General features: G+C 49.1%; 10 protein-coding genes. 8 read left to right on the top strand and 2 right to left on the bottom strand.

The window, feature by feature from the left end; all coding sequences use genetic code 11:
* Positions 1–61 precede the first annotated feature (61 nt).
* Positions 62–1,465 carry a Gfo/Idh/MocA family protein gene (locus FXO21_RS27090; protein WP_149643020.1) on the top strand — a complete coding sequence of 468 codons (1,404 nt, stop codon included), beginning with the start codon at positions 62–64 and terminating at the stop codon, positions 1,463–1,465.
* A 407-nt stretch (positions 1,466–1,872) separates the two neighbouring features.
* On the opposite strand, the gene FXO21_RS27085 is transcribed toward FXO21_RS27090, so the two are convergent.
* A complete protein-coding gene (locus tag FXO21_RS27085; protein WP_149643019.1) occupies positions 1,873–3,171 on the bottom strand; it encodes an amidohydrolase/deacetylase family metallohydrolase in 1,299 nt (432 codons plus the stop codon).
* A gap of 196 nt (positions 3,172–3,367) precedes the next feature.
* Here FXO21_RS27085 and FXO21_RS27080 point away from each other — a divergent pair, with 196 nt between their 5' ends.
* Genes FXO21_RS27080 through FXO21_RS27070 form a run of 3 tightly spaced genes read left to right on the top strand, consistent with a single transcriptional unit; the run spans position 3,368 to position 5,516 of the window.
* Positions 3,368–3,925: a dihydrofolate reductase family protein gene (locus FXO21_RS27080; protein ID WP_149643018.1), complete on the top strand. Its 558-nt coding sequence runs from the start codon at positions 3,368–3,370 to the stop codon at positions 3,923–3,925.
* A gap of 21 nt (positions 3,926–3,946) precedes the next feature.
* Positions 3,947–4,300, top strand: a complete 354-nt coding sequence (locus FXO21_RS27075; RefSeq protein WP_149643017.1) for a YciI family protein — start codon at positions 3,947–3,949, stop codon at positions 4,298–4,300.
* Positions 4,290–5,516, top strand: a complete 1,227-nt coding sequence (locus FXO21_RS27070; protein WP_149643016.1) for an RNA polymerase sigma factor — start codon at positions 4,290–4,292, stop codon at positions 5,514–5,516. The genes FXO21_RS27075 and FXO21_RS27070 overlap by 11 nt, the downstream gene beginning before the upstream one ends.
* 7 nt (positions 5,517–5,523) lie before the next feature.
* On the opposite strand, the gene FXO21_RS27065 is transcribed toward FXO21_RS27070, so the two are convergent.
* Positions 5,524–6,024 carry a VOC family protein gene (locus FXO21_RS27065; RefSeq protein ID WP_149643015.1) on the bottom strand — a complete coding sequence of 167 codons (501 nt, stop codon included), beginning with the start codon at positions 6,022–6,024 and terminating at the stop codon, positions 5,524–5,526.
* 406 nt (positions 6,025–6,430) lie between these two features.
* Here FXO21_RS27065 and FXO21_RS27060 point away from each other — a divergent pair, with 406 nt between their 5' ends.
* The 4 genes from FXO21_RS27060 to FXO21_RS27045 all read left to right on the top strand — a co-directional run bounded on the left by FXO21_RS27060 (position 6,431) and on the right by FXO21_RS27045 (position 16,451).
* A complete protein-coding gene (locus FXO21_RS27060) occupies positions 6,431–9,559 on the top strand; it encodes a SusC/RagA family TonB-linked outer membrane protein (RefSeq protein ID WP_149643014.1) in 3,129 nt (1,042 codons plus the stop codon).
* Positions 9,560–9,569: 10 nt separating this feature from the next.
* Positions 9,570–11,324 (top strand): RagB/SusD family nutrient uptake outer membrane protein, encoded by a 1,755-nt coding sequence (locus tag FXO21_RS27055; RefSeq protein ID WP_149643013.1) that lies wholly within the window; start codon positions 9,570–9,572, stop codon positions 11,322–11,324.
* Positions 11,325–11,551: 227 nt separating this feature from the next.
* Positions 11,552–13,264 carry a pectate lyase family protein gene (locus FXO21_RS27050; protein WP_149643012.1) on the top strand — a complete coding sequence of 571 codons (1,713 nt, stop codon included), beginning with the start codon at positions 11,552–11,554 and terminating at the stop codon, positions 13,262–13,264.
* A gap of 19 nt (positions 13,265–13,283) precedes the next feature.
* Complete coding sequence (locus tag FXO21_RS27045) at positions 13,284–16,451, top strand: DUF6298 domain-containing protein (protein ID WP_225865885.1); 3,168 nt, start codon at positions 13,284–13,286, stop codon at positions 16,449–16,451.
* The last annotated feature ends 3 nt before the right edge of the window (positions 16,452–16,454 follow it).

The raw sequence follows: 16,454 nt of genomic DNA, 5'->3' as shown, positions 1-16,454 counted from the left end.
AATTGCGTGTTTTGTTATTATTTTCATCCCCCAGAGAATCAATTACAAAACCACAGATCCTATGCCTCAATTTCCGCAAAAAAACAGAAGGGATTTTATTAAGAAATTATCAGGCGGCGCTTTACTGGCCGCCAGTCCGGTACATGATTTACTTGCCGGTCAATCCAAATCTACCTCCCACGAACTGCCGTGGCTAAATAAAAAAATAGCCGCGAATGATAAAATACAAATCGCGTGCATTGGTACCGGCATCATGGGAATGGGTGATACCCGCACCGCATTGCAGGTTCCGGGCGTGAAGCTCATGGCAGTAGCAGATTTGTACGACGGCCACCTGGTACGTGCGAAAGAACTTTTCGGAAATGATATCCACACCACCCGCGATTACACAGAACTGCTTAACAGGAAAGATATCGACGCCATTATTCTCGCAACGCCAGACCATTTGCATTCCCAGATCGGTATCGAGGCTTTAAAAGCCGGAAAGGCGGTGTATTGCGAAAAACCGATGGTGCATAAGATCGAGCAGGGTTACGATATGATCAAGGCGCAGAACGAGACCAAAAAAGTATTTCAGGTAGGTAGTCAGCGGGTTAGTTCTATTATTTATACCAAAGCAAAAGAACTGTATAAAGCAGGTGCGATCGGCGAGCTGAACTTTGTGGAAGTGTATTACGACCGCCACTCGGCACAAGGAGCGTGGCAATATTCTATTCCCCTCGATGCTTCACCCAAAACAGTGGACTGGGACAGGTTTTTGAGCAACAAAGCGCCAAAGATGTCTTACGATCCGTTGCGTTTCTTCCGTTGGAGAAATTACCAGGATTACGGCACTGGCGTAGCCGGCGATTTGTTCGTGCACTTGTTTTCAGGAATGCACTACATTCTCGATAGCAAAGGCCCGACCCGTATTATGACCAGCGGCGGACTGCGCTACTGGAAAGACGGTCGCGACGTGCCGGATGTAATGGTCGGTATCTACGATTACCCCAAAACAGACACGCATCCCGCATTCAACCTGACATTGCGCGTCAACTTTGCCGATGGTTCCGGCGGCGGCTCAGGCTTCCGTTTCGTAGGTACCGACGGGCAAATCACTTTGCAGGGCAACACGGTGACGGTTAAAAAGAAGAAAATGGCGAAAGCTCCGGGGTACACGATCGACACTTTCCCGAAAGACATGCAGGAGAAATTCCTGACAGAATATAAGGCAAAACACCCGGTTGTTCCGGAAATGTCGGAGCCGGATTTTGAGGAATACAAAGCGCCGCAAGGCTATGACGACCGCCTCGACCACTTTGCATTGTTTTTCGACGCGATGCGGGGTAACAGGACGATCATTGAGGATGCCACATTCGGCTTCCGGGCTGCCGGTCCTGCCTTACTTTCCAATAAGAGTTACTTTGAAAATACGGTAGTAAACTGGGATCCGGAGGAAATGAAGATCGTGAAACAGCGGAGTTGATTGGCATGCGGGGGTTGGTGATAACACCAACTCCCGTATGCCAACGTTGGTGTTGTCACCAACGCGTGCACAAACGCCGTCCCGAGAGCGCTGCCAGGGAAATTGTTGGTGACAACACCAACTAAGGCACAAAACACCAACTCCCATTTACCCCGCCAATGTTGGTGTTGCTCCGCCGGTGTTGGTGTTGCTCCGCCAACGTTGGTGTTGTCACCAACGCGTGCACAAACGCCGTCCCGAGAGCGCTGCCGGGGAAATTGTTGGTGGCAACACCAACAAAGGCACAAAAACGCCAACTCCCATTTACCCCGCCAATGTTGATGTTGCTCCGCCAATGTTGATGTTGCTCCGCCAATGTTGGCGTTGCTCCGCCAACGTTGGTGTTGTCACCAACGCAGGCCCAAACGCTAGTTCCGCGCAGCCGGCCGTGGCAGGTTAATTGGCTCAACAAGCGCATTCAGCGTATACACGATATTTCCTCCTTTGATAGTCAGTTCGGTTTCAATCCGCTTTTTACCCTCAATTTTCCCGTCACGTGCATAAAATCCAAATTTCCCATCACGCAGGTTCAATACAGCGATATCAGCGATAGCGCCCACCGACAAATGCCCCAGGTCTTCTCTTTTGATCTCCTTCGCCGGGTTCCAGGTACTCGCGCCGATCACGGTTTTCAGGTCCATGCCCATCGCCAGAAAAAAAGACATAATGTTATTCATATCTTTCATCGGGCCGTTCATGCTCGTGATATGCTGATCGGTACTGATTGAGTTCGGAAAAAATCCTTGTTTGATCGCAGGCTGTCCCTGTGCCAGCAGAAAGCTCGCGCCACCGAAACCGACATCGAAAATCACGCCCTTCTTCTGAGCTTCGATCACGTAGGGTTTCACTTTATTGTTCGAAATGTCAACGATAGATTCCCTTCCCTTCGGGCTATTACTACTGTTTCCGCCAAAACAATGCGTGTAAATATCACCCTTCCTGAATTTTTTGAGAAACAGTTCTTCGAGCGGCAATATCGGATCTGCACTTCCGAAATCAACCATAATCGGAATATTGGCCAGCTTTCCTGCTTCAATCGCCCGGTCGGTTGGTTCCCAGTTGTGGCCGCTGAAATGGGCAAGTTTTACTCCTACGATATGGTCCGGATATTTTTTGGCCATTTCCGCTGTTTTTGCAGCATCCATTTCTTCGAGGCTGTTCTCAAATTTCCCGCCCGCCATTCCTTCGCCGACAATGTTCAGCATCGCCAGTACACGTGTTTTCGATAGGTCGATCGTCTGTGCTTTGAAAGTTTCAAACGTCTTCCAGCCCGAACTCCCTGCGTCTACAACTGTTGTTACTCCGCTCCTGAATGTAAATCCGTCGGGTTGCAGTCCGCTCGGTCCGTTCCTGTAAGTTCCTTTCAGGTCGGTACCCCAGAAATAATGCACGTGTATATCGATCAAACCGGGAGCCACATACATTCCTTTCGCATCCACCACCTGGGCAGCAAGCGTGGGGTCTATGTTCTTGGCAACCAGTGCAATTTTACCATCGGTACCTCCGGGCGTACCTTCAATGGCAATGTCCATCAGGCCGTCGATATGGTTCTTCGGGTCAATAACATGGCCCTTTTTGATGATAATGCTGTATTTGGGCTGCTGCGCACGGGCAGGCTGGTACAAAATAAAAAGTAGGAAAAAATGAAGTAGCCAATTTAGATTCATAGTTTACAACGGTTTTAGGAATATAAAACTGCGCTTTTTGCGGAGTGTGTGCAATTTAATGTATGTGAGGATTTAATTCCGAGAAATATTTAGTTGCTGGAATGCAGTTTTTAAAATTTAGTTGTAGCGATGTCCTGTTTGCTAAATCTCATTTGTAATAGAGGTAAACAGGCTATTTTAACTAAATTCAAAACGTATGGCTAAGCTGACAACATTCAATTTTATAACGTTAAACGGTTTGTATAAAGGCCCGCAGGAAGATACAAGCTGGCACAGGCACGGAGAAGAGGAAGCCGAATATGCCTCGGGAAGTATGGAAGGGGATCATAGCATATTGCTGTTCGGCCGCAAAACCTATGAATCAATGGCCAGCTGGTGGCCAAGCCCGATGGCGCTTGAAACGATGCCGGAAGTTGCAGCTGGCATGAACCGCTCAGAAAAGATCGTTTTTTCTAAAACACTCGAAAGTGCCGACTGGGAAAATACGACACTGATTAAAGGGGACCTGATTGATGAAATCAAGCGATTGAAAGAGACGCTCACGAAAGATCTGGTCGTGCTGGGAAGTAGTAATCTGATCACACAACTCGCCGACGCCCGGCTGGTCGACTATTATGGTATCATGATTGATCCTGTCGCACTCGGCAACGGCACGCCTTTTTTTAATGGGTTGAAAAATAAGCTGGACCTGAAACTGGTAGAGTCGAAAGTATTTAAAAGCGGCGTAGTGCTGCTGGGATATATCCCTCTATAACCTTTTTATAATAATTTGAATATGGATGAATACCTGATTTTAATGCGCCTTGACCTGTTGACCAGGGAAGCGCAACCATCGCCCGAGGAAATGCAGGGATATATGAAAATGTACAACGACTGGGTCGGTGGAATTGCCGCTCAGGACAAATTTGTGGGTGGGAAAGGGCTTTCCACCGAGGGCAAGGTGCTTAAACCGGGCGATGTGGTCACAGATGGACCATTTGTGGAGATCAAGGAATCGCTCGCCGGCTTCATCATTGTAAAAGCGGGTAGTCTTGAGGAAGCAACGAAAATGGCGGCAGGGTGCCCCATTTTGCTGGGCGAAGGTAATAGTGTGGAAGTGAGGAAGATTGCGGCAGTTCATGAAAAATGACAACCTGATCCCTCATTTGTTCCGAACAGAATATCGCAAGATCGTTTCGGTACTTTGCCGGCGATTCGGATTCAGTCAGATCGAGATTGCAGAGGATATAGCCAGCGAAACTTTTCTGGTGGCCACGCAGGCGTGGGGTATTGAGGGTGTCCCGCCCAATCCTGTGGGCTGGCTTTATCAGGTCGCAAAAAACAACGCAAAAAACTACCTGCAGCGCGGCGCAATTTTCGAAGAGAAGGTTGCGCCTGCCTGGGCTGCCGGCATGTCGGACAATTCACAAGCCGAAATCGATTTGTCGCCAGGGAATATCAACGACAGCCAGTTACAAATGATGTTCGCGATCTGCAACCCTGCTATTTCGTCGGAAGCGCAGATCGGGTTATCATTGCGGATATTATGCGGGTTCGGGATATCAGAAATTGCGGATGCATTCAATACCAGTAAAGAAGTGATCAGCAAACGTTTGACCCGCGCGAAAGAGAAACTGCGGGAACACGATATTGAGATCGAGTTGCCTGGCTTAAATGCGATTGAAGAGCGGCTCGATCCGGTTTTGCTGACGATCTATCTGGTTTTTAATGAAGGTTATTACTCCCGGAGCCAGAACAAAATCCTTCGGAAAGATCTCTGTCTGGAAGCAATGCGCCTTTGCACGATGCTGATCGAAAACCCGGTCACCAACAGGCCGAAAGTCAATGCACTGCTCGCGCTCATGTGTTTTCACGCCTCCCGGTTTGATGCACGTATGGACGAATCGGGCGAGCTGATTTTGTATCAGGAGCAGGATATCCAGCTTTGGAATAGTGACTTAATAGCCAAAGGCGCCTATTTCTTAAATCATGCAAGAAGCGGAAATCATCTTTCGAGGTATCATCTGGAAGCCGGAATCGCCTTCTGGCACACTCAAAAAGAAGATTCTCCTGAAAAATGGGAGCAGATACTGCAATACTACAATCACCTTCTTCAGATACAGTACACGCCGGGCGCTGCGCTCAACCGGACATTTGCGTTGTATAAAGCACGTGGCAGCAAAACAGCGATCGCCGAGGCAGAAAAGCTCGGCCTCGGCGATAATCATTTTTACTTTTTGCTACTTGCGGAGTTGTATCAGGATGCAGAACCGGGAGTAGCAACCCGGTTCCTGGAAAAGGCACTTGCACTGGCCAGGACAGAGCCTGAAAAACGGGCGATTCAAAAAAAGCTGAATGAACGCTAGCCCCGGATTATTCTCCGCGGTATGCTTTTTCAAGCTCAGCGATATCCAGCTTCTTCATATGCATTATCGCTTTAAACGCTCTTAGAAAGCCTTTGTCTTCCGGATCGCCGCCGATTTCTGACAGGAATTTAGGTACTACCTGCCAGGAAACACCGAACTGATCTTTCAACCAGCCGCATTGCTGGGCCTGCGGATCGCCGCCTTCTTTCAAGTTGTCCCAGTAGTAATCAATTTCTTCCTGGGTTTCGCATTCAATAATGAAGGAGACCGCTTCATTGAATTTAAAGAGCGGGCCGCCGTTGAGGTTCACAAACTTCTGACCTTCAATCTCATATTCGACGGTCATCACCGAGCCTGCTTTCTGCCCATGAATTTCTTGTCCCTCACTACCGTAGTAAGCAATTTTCCCGATTTTGGAATTTTTGAAAATGGATACATAATAACGGGCAGCTTCTTCTGCCTGATTTTCGAACCAGAAATTGGGTTGAATTTTGTTTGTAGTTGCCATGGTAGTATCGTTTTTAGATTTGATTGAACAAAATTAATGTCGCCTGTGCTAAAACTGCGTGTGCTAATCTGCCAATATTGGGGGGTATTTGCGACAGTCGGAACATTTGAACTCCGATTTTCTTTGAGGTGTATTATTCGAATAGTGCAATTTTTGTGGAAATTCTCAGCCACTTTCTTCTATTTTTGATAACAGCAAATTGTGTCCTTTGAACACTTTCTTATTTTTTCGAATTTTTGTTTTATATGGCTGCAATCGTTCCCGGTATCGATTGCAAAAATAAAAATTAGAAAGTGCTTGCTTCCCAAACATCACTCAAATAGACTTGAACATGGTTTAAATTGTATTTTATCAATTTAAAGCTGACGTATTATTTAAATAATGATATTTTAAATAGCTCAGTTACATGTCAAGGAAATTTCTACTAACCTTATTCCTGCTGTGCACTGCATTGTGCGGGATAGCTCAAACAAGACAGCTCAGCGGTACTGTGACTGATGGAGGCTCGCGAGAGCCGCTTCCAGGCGTTTCGGTACTGGTGGCCGGATCCAACACCGGGACAATTACGAATGCGGAGGGGAAATTTACACTGAATGTGCCTGCGCAAGGCGGTTCGGTTGTAATCAGTTACGTGGGCTTTACCAGTCAAACCATTGAAATAGGAAAACAAACTGCGTTGAATGTCACACTCGAACCGGACGTAAAGGCTCTGGAAGATGTGGTAGTGGTCGGTTACGGTGAGCAGAAGCGATCGCATCTCACCGGCGCCGTCGGTACCGTAAGGGTGAAAGAGATTGACGAGCTGCCGGTTGGCGACATTTCTTCTGCGCTGGTAGGTAAGTTGCCGGGAGTCAACATTTCGGGTGGAACCTCCCGGCCTGGAAATCAGGCCTCTATCGTAATACGTAATCCGCCCGCGGCTTCCAAGGATGGCGGAACCAGTGCCCCATTATATGTCATCGACGATGTGGTCAGAACAGAAGCTGATTTCAGGCTGCTGGATGCTTCGGAGATCGAAAGCTTTTCGGTTTTGAAAGACGGAGCCGCTGCCGTGTACGGTGCCAGGGCGGCGCTGGGCGTGATTGTGGTGCGTACGAAAAGAGGAAAATCCGGCAAACCGCAGATCAGTTACAGCGGTACAGCCGGTACGTCGGATGCAGCCTACAAATCCAAAATGATGAACGGGGTTGATTTGGCGACCTACCTGAACGATTACAACACAACCCGTGGCTTGCAGCCAGATAACGCAGAATTTTATTCACCCGACGAGCTGGAACATTTCCGTAAGAACAACTACAATTGGTTCGACAGGGCATGGAAGCCATCACTCAATATGCGGCACACGATCAATGTTAGCGGCGGCTCAGAAAAAGCTACTTTCTATGCGGGTGCGGCCTATTATTACCAGAATGGAAATGTCGACAAGATCGATTATAAAAAATGGAATTTCCGCGCGAGTACGGATGTGAATGTGACTAAGAATATCAGGGCTGGTTTGGGAGTGAGTGGTAATCTGTCCGACAACAAGCTTTTTTACCTCAAACAAGGCGGCGAGAATCCGGAGAAGGATGTGACTAATTTGCTGAATACCCCCCAATTTATTCCGCCGTATGTCGATGGGCTGCCGGTATTATTGCCCGGAGGTTCGGGTACGACCGGCTTCCATTTCTTTGAGGCACAGCGACTTAATAACTACACCCGGTCGAGAAATGTGGTTTTGAATATTAACGCATACCTCGAAGTGAATATCCCTTTTGTTCCCGGACTGAAAGCCAAGGCAATCTATAACCGGAACCTGGGCAACGATTGGGGCAAGCAATATGGTACCTTTTACAAAGGCTACGGTTTTTCAATGCTGGGCGAAAACAGGCACATTTACGGAGGAACGCCCAATCCGCCTACCATGATCAAAAATGCAGATTTACTTCGGTTTAATCCGGGCTATACCGACGCGTACCAGTTCAATTTTAACCTGAACTATCACCGCGACTTTGGCCGGCATTCCGTCGGAGTCCTTGCTTTGGTAGAGCAATCGGAAACGTATGCGGAAAGTATCGCCGCCTCCAAGGAAGGAATTTTTGATGGCGGAAATGATTACCTGATGTCTGCGCTTGGAGTGAAAGATATTGGGCCAAACCTGGCGAATGAAGGCGGGATCCAATCTTATGTGGGCAGGATCAATTATAGTTATGCCGATAAATATCTGTTCGAGGCGTCCTTCCGCCGCGATGCTTCTACCAAATTCGCTCCTGAGTACCGGTGGGGAACATTTCCAAGCTTTTCCGCGGGCTGGGTAATTTCGGAAGAGGGCTTTTTTAAAGAGAAAGTTCCATTCGTCGACTTCCTGAAACTGCGCGCGTCGATCGGCTTCCTCGGTGGCGACAGGACGGCTGCCTGGCAGTGGATGCAGCGCTACACCGTACAAGCTTCAAATGGCGCGGTGTTTGGTGGCAACAGTGGCCGCACGGTGGGTATCAAGCTGGAAAAACTGCCTAACTACATGGGCCGCTGGGACGATGTTACCAAGAAGAACATCGGTCTCGATGCCACATTCCTGAACAGCCGGTTATCCGCAGGATTTGATTTTTACCATGATCACGGATACAACCTGCTCACGACACTTTCGGCCTCCGTTCCGCTGACAATCGGTTCGGTTATGCCGGCGGAAAATTATGCGACGATTAACTCCTTCGGGACAGAACTTTCACTCGGCTGGAAAGACAAAATCGGTAAAGATCTTTCCTACAACGTGGGCGGTTTCCTGGCATGGAACGACAACAAGAATATCATAGTAGACGTGGAAGCGCTGAATGTTGGAACCTGGCGTGACCCTACCGGTCGATCCAGCGATATGGGCGTGCAGGGTTACCATTACCTCGGTATGTTCCGGTCGCAGCAGGAAGTGGATGCATTTCTGGAAAAATCGCCTGATTACACGATTTTCGGAGTCGCTCCCAAGCCGGGAATGCTTTATTACAAAGATATCCGCGGTCCGCGTGAAGCCAACGGTGCGTACAGCGAGCCCGATGGAAAAATCACCGAAGAAGATCTCGATTGGCTGACGCCGAAAGAAAGCAACCATTATAACTTTGGGTTTTCACTTGGCTTTAACTATCGCGGATTCAGCGTGGATATGGTCACCGCAGGTTCTTTCGGGGGACAAGCCGTCGTAGAAGGCGATGCGCGCAAACGGGCGACCACACAGATCTCGCGTCCGGTTTTCTGGAACGACCATTATACACCTGAAAATACGAATGCAGCGTATCCCGACCCATTTTACGAAGATAGCTACGCCGTCGTTTCTTCATTCTGGTTCCGGAATGCATTCTCTTTCCGCATGAGAAGTATCAATCTGTCGTACTCGCTCGGTCAGAATCTGACCAAAAAGCTGGGCGTTTCTAATCTGAAAATCTTTGCAGTAGGAATGAATCCGGTGAATTTCTCTAACCCCTATGATTACAAGGATGCTGTGGGCGCCTACAATACCTATCCGGTACTTCGCACTTTTTCACTGGGACTGAACCTCACGCTTTAAAATCGAAACTATGAAAATGCGTCATATTCCTATTCTTTTTGCAGTTCTGGCACTTTCTGCCTGTCAGGATGTATTGGAAAAAACAGACTTGTCGGCTTTTAATGAAGAGCAGGTTTTCAACGATTCCCTGCTGGCCCGTGCGTATGTCGACTATGTATACGACCAGAATCTGCCCGTTTGGCCCACCGGCGATTTTTTGAAATGTTCGGACGAGATAGCGGGCGAAACGCGCTTTTTCGAAGGCACTGTTCAGTTAAATACCGTTGTTGATTTTGGAACTGCCGTCAATGCGACCAACAACTACGGTAAGATCCGTTCTATCAATCAATTCTTGCTTAAAACGCCCGAAGGCACATTGAGCGAAGCCTATAAAAAACAGCTGATGGCGCAGGTTACATTCTTCCGGGCGCATAGATATTACGAGCTGGTGCGGTTATATGGAGGCGTTCCGCTGGTGCTGGAACCCCTTGAAGGAGTAGGGCAGGAAGCAAAGGACGAAGCTGCTATTCCCAGAAGTCCGACCTCGGAAAGTATCGCTCAAATCGTAAAAGACCTCGATTACAGCATCGCTGGCCTGCCGGGCAAATGGGGCAATTCAAACGATTGGGGCCGGATTACCAGTGGCACGGCTGCGGCTTACAAAGGAAGGATATTGCTTAACTGGGCCAGCCCGCAGTTCAATCCGCAGGACCTGCCTGAACGCTGGAAGGCCGCCTATGATGCTAATAAACAGGCTATTGATTTGCTTTCAGCGAATGGTTACAGGCTCCACGACAATTTTCAAAAGTTGTGGTTTGAAGAAGCGAATAACCCGGAAGCGGTATGGGTTACATGCTATAATAATTTAGTCGGCGACCAGGTGAGCAAAAATCAGGGTTACGACAACAATACCAGGCCATCTTACCTGGGCACGGCGGGCGGTTCCAATCAGCCCACCTGGGAAATTGTGCAGGCTTTTCCAATGAAAAACGGAAAGAAGATTACAGAAACCGGCTCGGGGTATAACGAAAAGCTGTTTTACAAAAACCGTGACCCAAGATTCGACCAGACGATTGCATTCAACGGAGCTACGTGGCACATCAACGGAAATGCCAACTATCGGTTATGGACTTACCTGGTTGACAATAAAACCGTTGAGCAAAAAGCAACTACCACGGGATTTTATGCCCGAAAGGCGATCGACCCGAACTTGCCCACCGGAGCAGTTGTAAACAGCGGCGGCGACTGGATCGAACTGAGGTATGCCGAAGTATTGCTCAATTACGCCGAAGCCGCCTGCGGCATTAACCAGGTTCAGGAAGCTTACGACCAGCTGATCGCAGTCCGGAAGAGAGCGGGGATCGACGCCGGGGCCGACGGATTATATGGTTTAAAAGCAAAAATGACGCGCCAGGAAATGTTCGACGCCATTTCGTATGAACGTCAGATCGAATTCGCTTTCGAAGGAAAACGTTTCTGGGATTTGAGAAGGTGGAAAAAATTTGAAACGGTATTGAACGGAAAAACCAGGACGGGAATCGACGTGAAACTCAAAACCTCTGCCATCGCCGGAGCCGATTTCGCAACGCGCCGCGATGCTATGCCGCTGGATTCAGCCTACCTGCGGTATTTCGAGATTGTTCCCAGGGTGCTGGACACCAAATACAAAATAAACTGGCTGCCCGAATATTATTATTTCGCAATCCCCCCCGCAGCCCTGGCCAACAATCCAAAACTGGAACAAACCGCGGGCTGGCCGTCAGGCAGTTTTGATCCGTTGAGGTAGGGACTGGCTGTTGGCTATTGGCTTTTAGCTGTTAGCTATTAGCCATTAGCCATTAGCTATTAGTTTCAGCTATCTCGGATACGGAAAATTTTACCCTAAAACCATAATTCCAACTATTACAATCAACGCAAATAAGCCAACAGCTAAAAGCCAAAAGCTAACCGCTAACAGCTAAAAGCTAACAGCCAAAAGCTAAGAGCCAACAGCAAACCCAAAACCCACTTTCCATGAATATCCCAAAAATACCCCACTACACATTAATAGCCATGTTGCTGGCTTCCGGAAGTGCTTTCGCTCAATACCCCAAAATCCCCGCGGCGGCTCAGAAGACCAGTGATTCTTTGCTGGCGGAAGCTGCGAGGAGGTCTGAAATTGCCTGGCAAAAAGCATTGCCGATTATTGAAGCAGAGGCGAAAGCGGGGAAACCTTATATTCCCTGGGCTGCCCGGCCGGTTGACCTGCCCCAATCCGATATTCCCGCATTTCCTGGCGCTCAGGGCGGTGGCGCTTTCAGTTTTGGTGGACGTGGCGGGAAAGTTTACGTGGTAACCAGTCTGGAAGACAGCGGTCCCGGCACTTTGCGCGACGCTTGTGAAAAGGGTGGGGCACGCATAATCGTATTCAATGTGGCCGGAATCATCCGGATCAAAACGCCGCTCATTATCCGCGCGCCTTACATTACCATCGCAGGTCAGACTGCCCCGGGCGACGGCGTTTGTGTTGCTGGTGAAACGGTCTGGATCAATACGCACGATGTCGTGATCCGTCACATGCGCTTCCGCCGCGGTGAGACTTTTGTAGGCCGCCGCGACGACTCGATCGGCGGTAACCCGATCGGGAATATCATGATCGACCACGTGTCGGCCAGCTGGGGTTTGGATGAAAATATGTCGATGTACAGGCACATGTATAACGACAGTACCGGCGCGCAGGAACAGAAGCTGCCGACCGTGAATATCACGATCCAGAACTCGATTTTTTCTGAAACACTGGATACCTGGAACCACTCTTTCGGCAGTACGCTCGGCGGTGAAAACTGTACGTTCATGCGCAACTTATGGGCAAATAATGCGGGCAGGAATCCCTCGATCGGCTGGTACGGAATATTCAATTTTGCCAATAACGTGGTTTTCAACTGGGTGCACCGCTCGATCGATGGCGGCGATTACCGGGCAATGTACAATATCATCAATAACTATTTCAAACCCGGTCCCCAAACACCGAAGGATTCGCCGATTGGCCACCGCATTCTAAAACCGGAAGCCGGCAGAAGTAAGCTCGACCACCTCGTTTTTGGCCGTGCTTATGTGGAAGGTAATATCATGGAAGGCAATGAAAAAGTGACCAAAAACAACTGGGACGGTGGCGTTCAGGTAGAAGATCTGCCCAATACCGACAAATACACGGAGGCAATGAAGTGGAGCAAACCGCTTCCAATGCCTGAATTTCCCATTATGTCGGCCACAGAATCTTTCGATTATGTACTCGCGAATGCAGGCGCTACATTACCCCGCCGCGACCCGGTCGACACGCGCGTTACAACCCAGGTACGCACCGGGAAGATTAATCCGATCCCAAATGTGAAATTGCCCACCACGCAATTTGAACACCGCCGCCTGCCGATCGATTCTTATAAAAACGGTATCATTACAGACATATCGCAGGTAGGAGGCTACCCGGAATACAAAGGCACCCCGTACAAGGATTCCGACACCGACGGAATGCCGGATGACTGGGAGTTGAAATACAGCTTAAATCCGAAGGATCCCGCAGATGCACAGAAGGACATGAGCGGCGACGGATATTCCAACATTGAAAAGTTCATCAACGGTATTGATCCGAAGAAAAAAGTAGACTGGACTAACCCAAAGAATAACCATGATACGCTAGCCGCTTTCACTTCAAATCCCTCAAAAAAGGAAACGAAGCAGGGCCGCTAGCTAATCCAAACGAGCAATCTTGAATCAACAAACTTACATATCGAAGGTGATTGAGTTCAATACAGCCCTGTTGGTAACGGGGTTGTATTTCCTTTTGGTTACCTGCTGTTTTGGTCAAAAGAAATTAAAACCTGCCTCGCCGCTGTCGCTCGGGCAGGACAACCGCCTCGTTTACTCGGCCGACTCACTCGGAAACCGCATTGTCGACTTTTCGCATTGTGGTTATCAGGGCGGCAACCTCACAATGCCGACGGTAGCAGCCAAAATTTTTGTCAAAAACGAACCTGGCGATGCCACGCCACGCATTCAGGCTGCAATTGATTGGTTAGGTAAAATCCCCCTGGATGAAAACGGCTTCCGCGGTGCTGTTTTGTTGGAAAAGGGTGTTTATCAGCTGAATGGCGGTTTGATAGTTCGTCAATCAGGCATTGTGATCCGCGGAAGCGGTGCGGGAAAAGACGGTACCGTGCTGCTCGGCGCTGGTACCACCCGGGAAACGGTGATCCGTGTTTTGGGTGAAAACGATATACGGTCAGGCAATACAAGCGAAGTGACTGACGAGTATGTGCCTGTTAACGCGACTACTTTTCGTGTCAGAAATGCAGGTATTATAAAAGCAGGAAGCCGAATTCGAATTCGACGACCCGCTACCAAAGAATGGATCAAGCTATTAAAAATGGAGGAGTTTGGCGGCGAAACGGGCTGGCTTGGCTGGAAGCCCGGCCAGCGGGACATTGTCTGGGACAGGATTGTCAAATCGGTTTCGGGAAATGAAATTACCGTCGACGCGCCTCTTACGACGGCCCTGGATGCAAAATTTGGAATGGCCAGTGTGGAAACTTACAGCTGGCCGGGCCGTATCAGCCAGATCGGCATTGAAAACCTGACGATCGACTCGGAATTCAATACCGAAAATCCAAAAGATGAAGACCATCGCTGGATGGGGATTACCGTCGAGAATACTGAAAATGCGTGGGTGCGGCGGGTAAATTTCAAACACCTGGCCGGCTCGGCAGTGGCATTGTTTGAAACAGCCTCCAGAATCACTGTGGAGGACTGCCTGTCAACCGAACCTGTTTCGGAAATAGGCGGGCAGCGTCGCTATACTTTTTTTACCCAGGGGCAGCAGACACTTTTTCAGCGGTGCTATGCAGAATTTGGCTATCACGATTTTTCCGTAGGTTTTGTTGCGCCGGGGCCAAATGCTTTCGTACAATGCGAGTCGCATTTGCCGCACAGTTTCAGCGGTCCGATCGACAGCTGGGCGTCCGGGGCACTTTACGATAATGTCAATATCGACGGTAATGCATTGCGTTTCTGCAATCGCGGGCAGGACGGACAGGGTGCCGGCTGGACAGCGGCAAACAGTGTTTTATGGCAATGCAGCGCTTCCCGGGTCGAGAATTTCAGTCCGCCCGGGGCTGTCAATTATGCTTTCGGGATCTGGTCACAGTTTGCGGGCGACGGATACTGGGAAAATGTAAATGAGCACATCCAGCCACGCAGTTTATACTATGCACAATTGTCGGAAAGGATTGGAAAAGAGGCGCTTGACCGTGCATTCTTAATGCCGAAGGAATCGGAAGCATCAAGTAGTCCGACGATCGAGCAAGCCGCAAAATTGGCAGCCAGCTCGTATGAGCCGGCTCTCGTGTTACGGGATTGGATTGAAAGGAAGGGGGGGGAAGGGGAGGGAAGGGAGGAATGGGAGGAAGGGAGAAAGCAGAAAAACCTTCGTCCCCGTCCTCCCTTTCCTCCCTCTCCTCCATCCAAAATACCTCTGCTGACGATAAAAAACGGACTCCTTTTGCGAGATGGGAAGGTTTTGACTGGTGGGCGGCAGGAGGTGCCGTGGTGGCGTGGGAGTTTGAGACCGCATGATGTGAAATCTGCTAAACCGCACATCACCAGGTTTGTACCGGGCAGGTATGGGGCGGGGGTGACTGATATTCTGGAAGAAATGACAGATTCTCTGGTTGCCAAAAATGTCACTGTAATAGATCACAACTACGGCCTTTGGTACGACCGCCGCCGCGATGATCATGAGCGGACGAGGCGCATGGACGGTGAAGTTTGGGCGCCTTTTTATGAGCAGCCTTTTGCAAGAAGCGGAGAGGGAAGTGCGTGGGATAATTTGAGTAAATATGACCTGACAAAGTACAATGCGTGGTATTGGAACCGTTTGCAGCAGTTCGCTACCCTGGCCGATCAGAAAGGCCTGGTACTGTTTCACCAGCATTATTTTCAGCATAATATCCTTGAAGCCGGGGCGCATTATGCCGATTTTCCATGGCGGCCGGCAAACAATATCAACAATACCGGCTTCCCCGAGCCGCCGCCTTACGCGGGCGATAAAAGGATTTTCATGGCTGATCAGTTTTATGACGTTTCACATCCCGTCCGCAGGGAACTGCACCGGGCTTACATCCGAAAAAGTCTCGATAACTTTTCTGAGAATGGAAGCGTGATCCATTTTGTGAGTGCGGAATATACCGGTCCCCTGCATTTTGTCAAGTTTTGGCTGGATGTGATTGCGGAATGGGAAAGAGAAAAAGGAAGGAATGCACTGGTTGCGTTAAGTGCCACAAAAGATGTACAGGACTCTATCCTGGCAGATCCGGCCTATCAGAAAATTGTAGATGTGATCGATATCAGATATTGGCAAATGCGTGAAAATGGCGGCTTTTATGCACCTGAGGGCGGCAAAAACCTGGCACCGAGGCAACATGCACGCATTCAGAAAGCAGGCAAAGTTTCATTTCAATCCGTTTACAACAGTGTTCTGGAATACCGGAAAAAACACCCGGAAAAGCCGGTGCTTTACAATGCGGACGGAGCCGATCGGTTCGCCTGGGCAGTATTGCTGGCGGGAGGCTCCCTAAGTACTTTGCCTGGGTTGACGGATTCAAAAGTGTTGGCACAAATTGCAGACATGCACGTTGTTCCGCATTCAGATGGGGGTGTTTTTGAACTGGAAAATAGTGAGAGAGGTAAAATCATTTACACCGAAAAACCAACATCCATGCAAATTGACATGACACGATTTAAAGGCAGTTTTATACTGAAAAAAATAGACCCTGTCTCTGGTCAATATATTGGGAAGGAGCAGGTGATCAGAGGCGGTAAGATCATTCCGGTTGCATTGTCGGGAGAAGCGCCGGTTGTTTTGTGGATTTCAAAAAAATAGGTT

This window comes from Dyadobacter sp. UC 10, from assembly GCF_008369915.1.
In the GTDB taxonomy this organism is placed as follows: Bacteria; Bacteroidota; Bacteroidia; order Cytophagales; family Spirosomataceae; genus Dyadobacter.
This window is presented reverse-complemented; position numbering and strand designations above follow the sequence as displayed.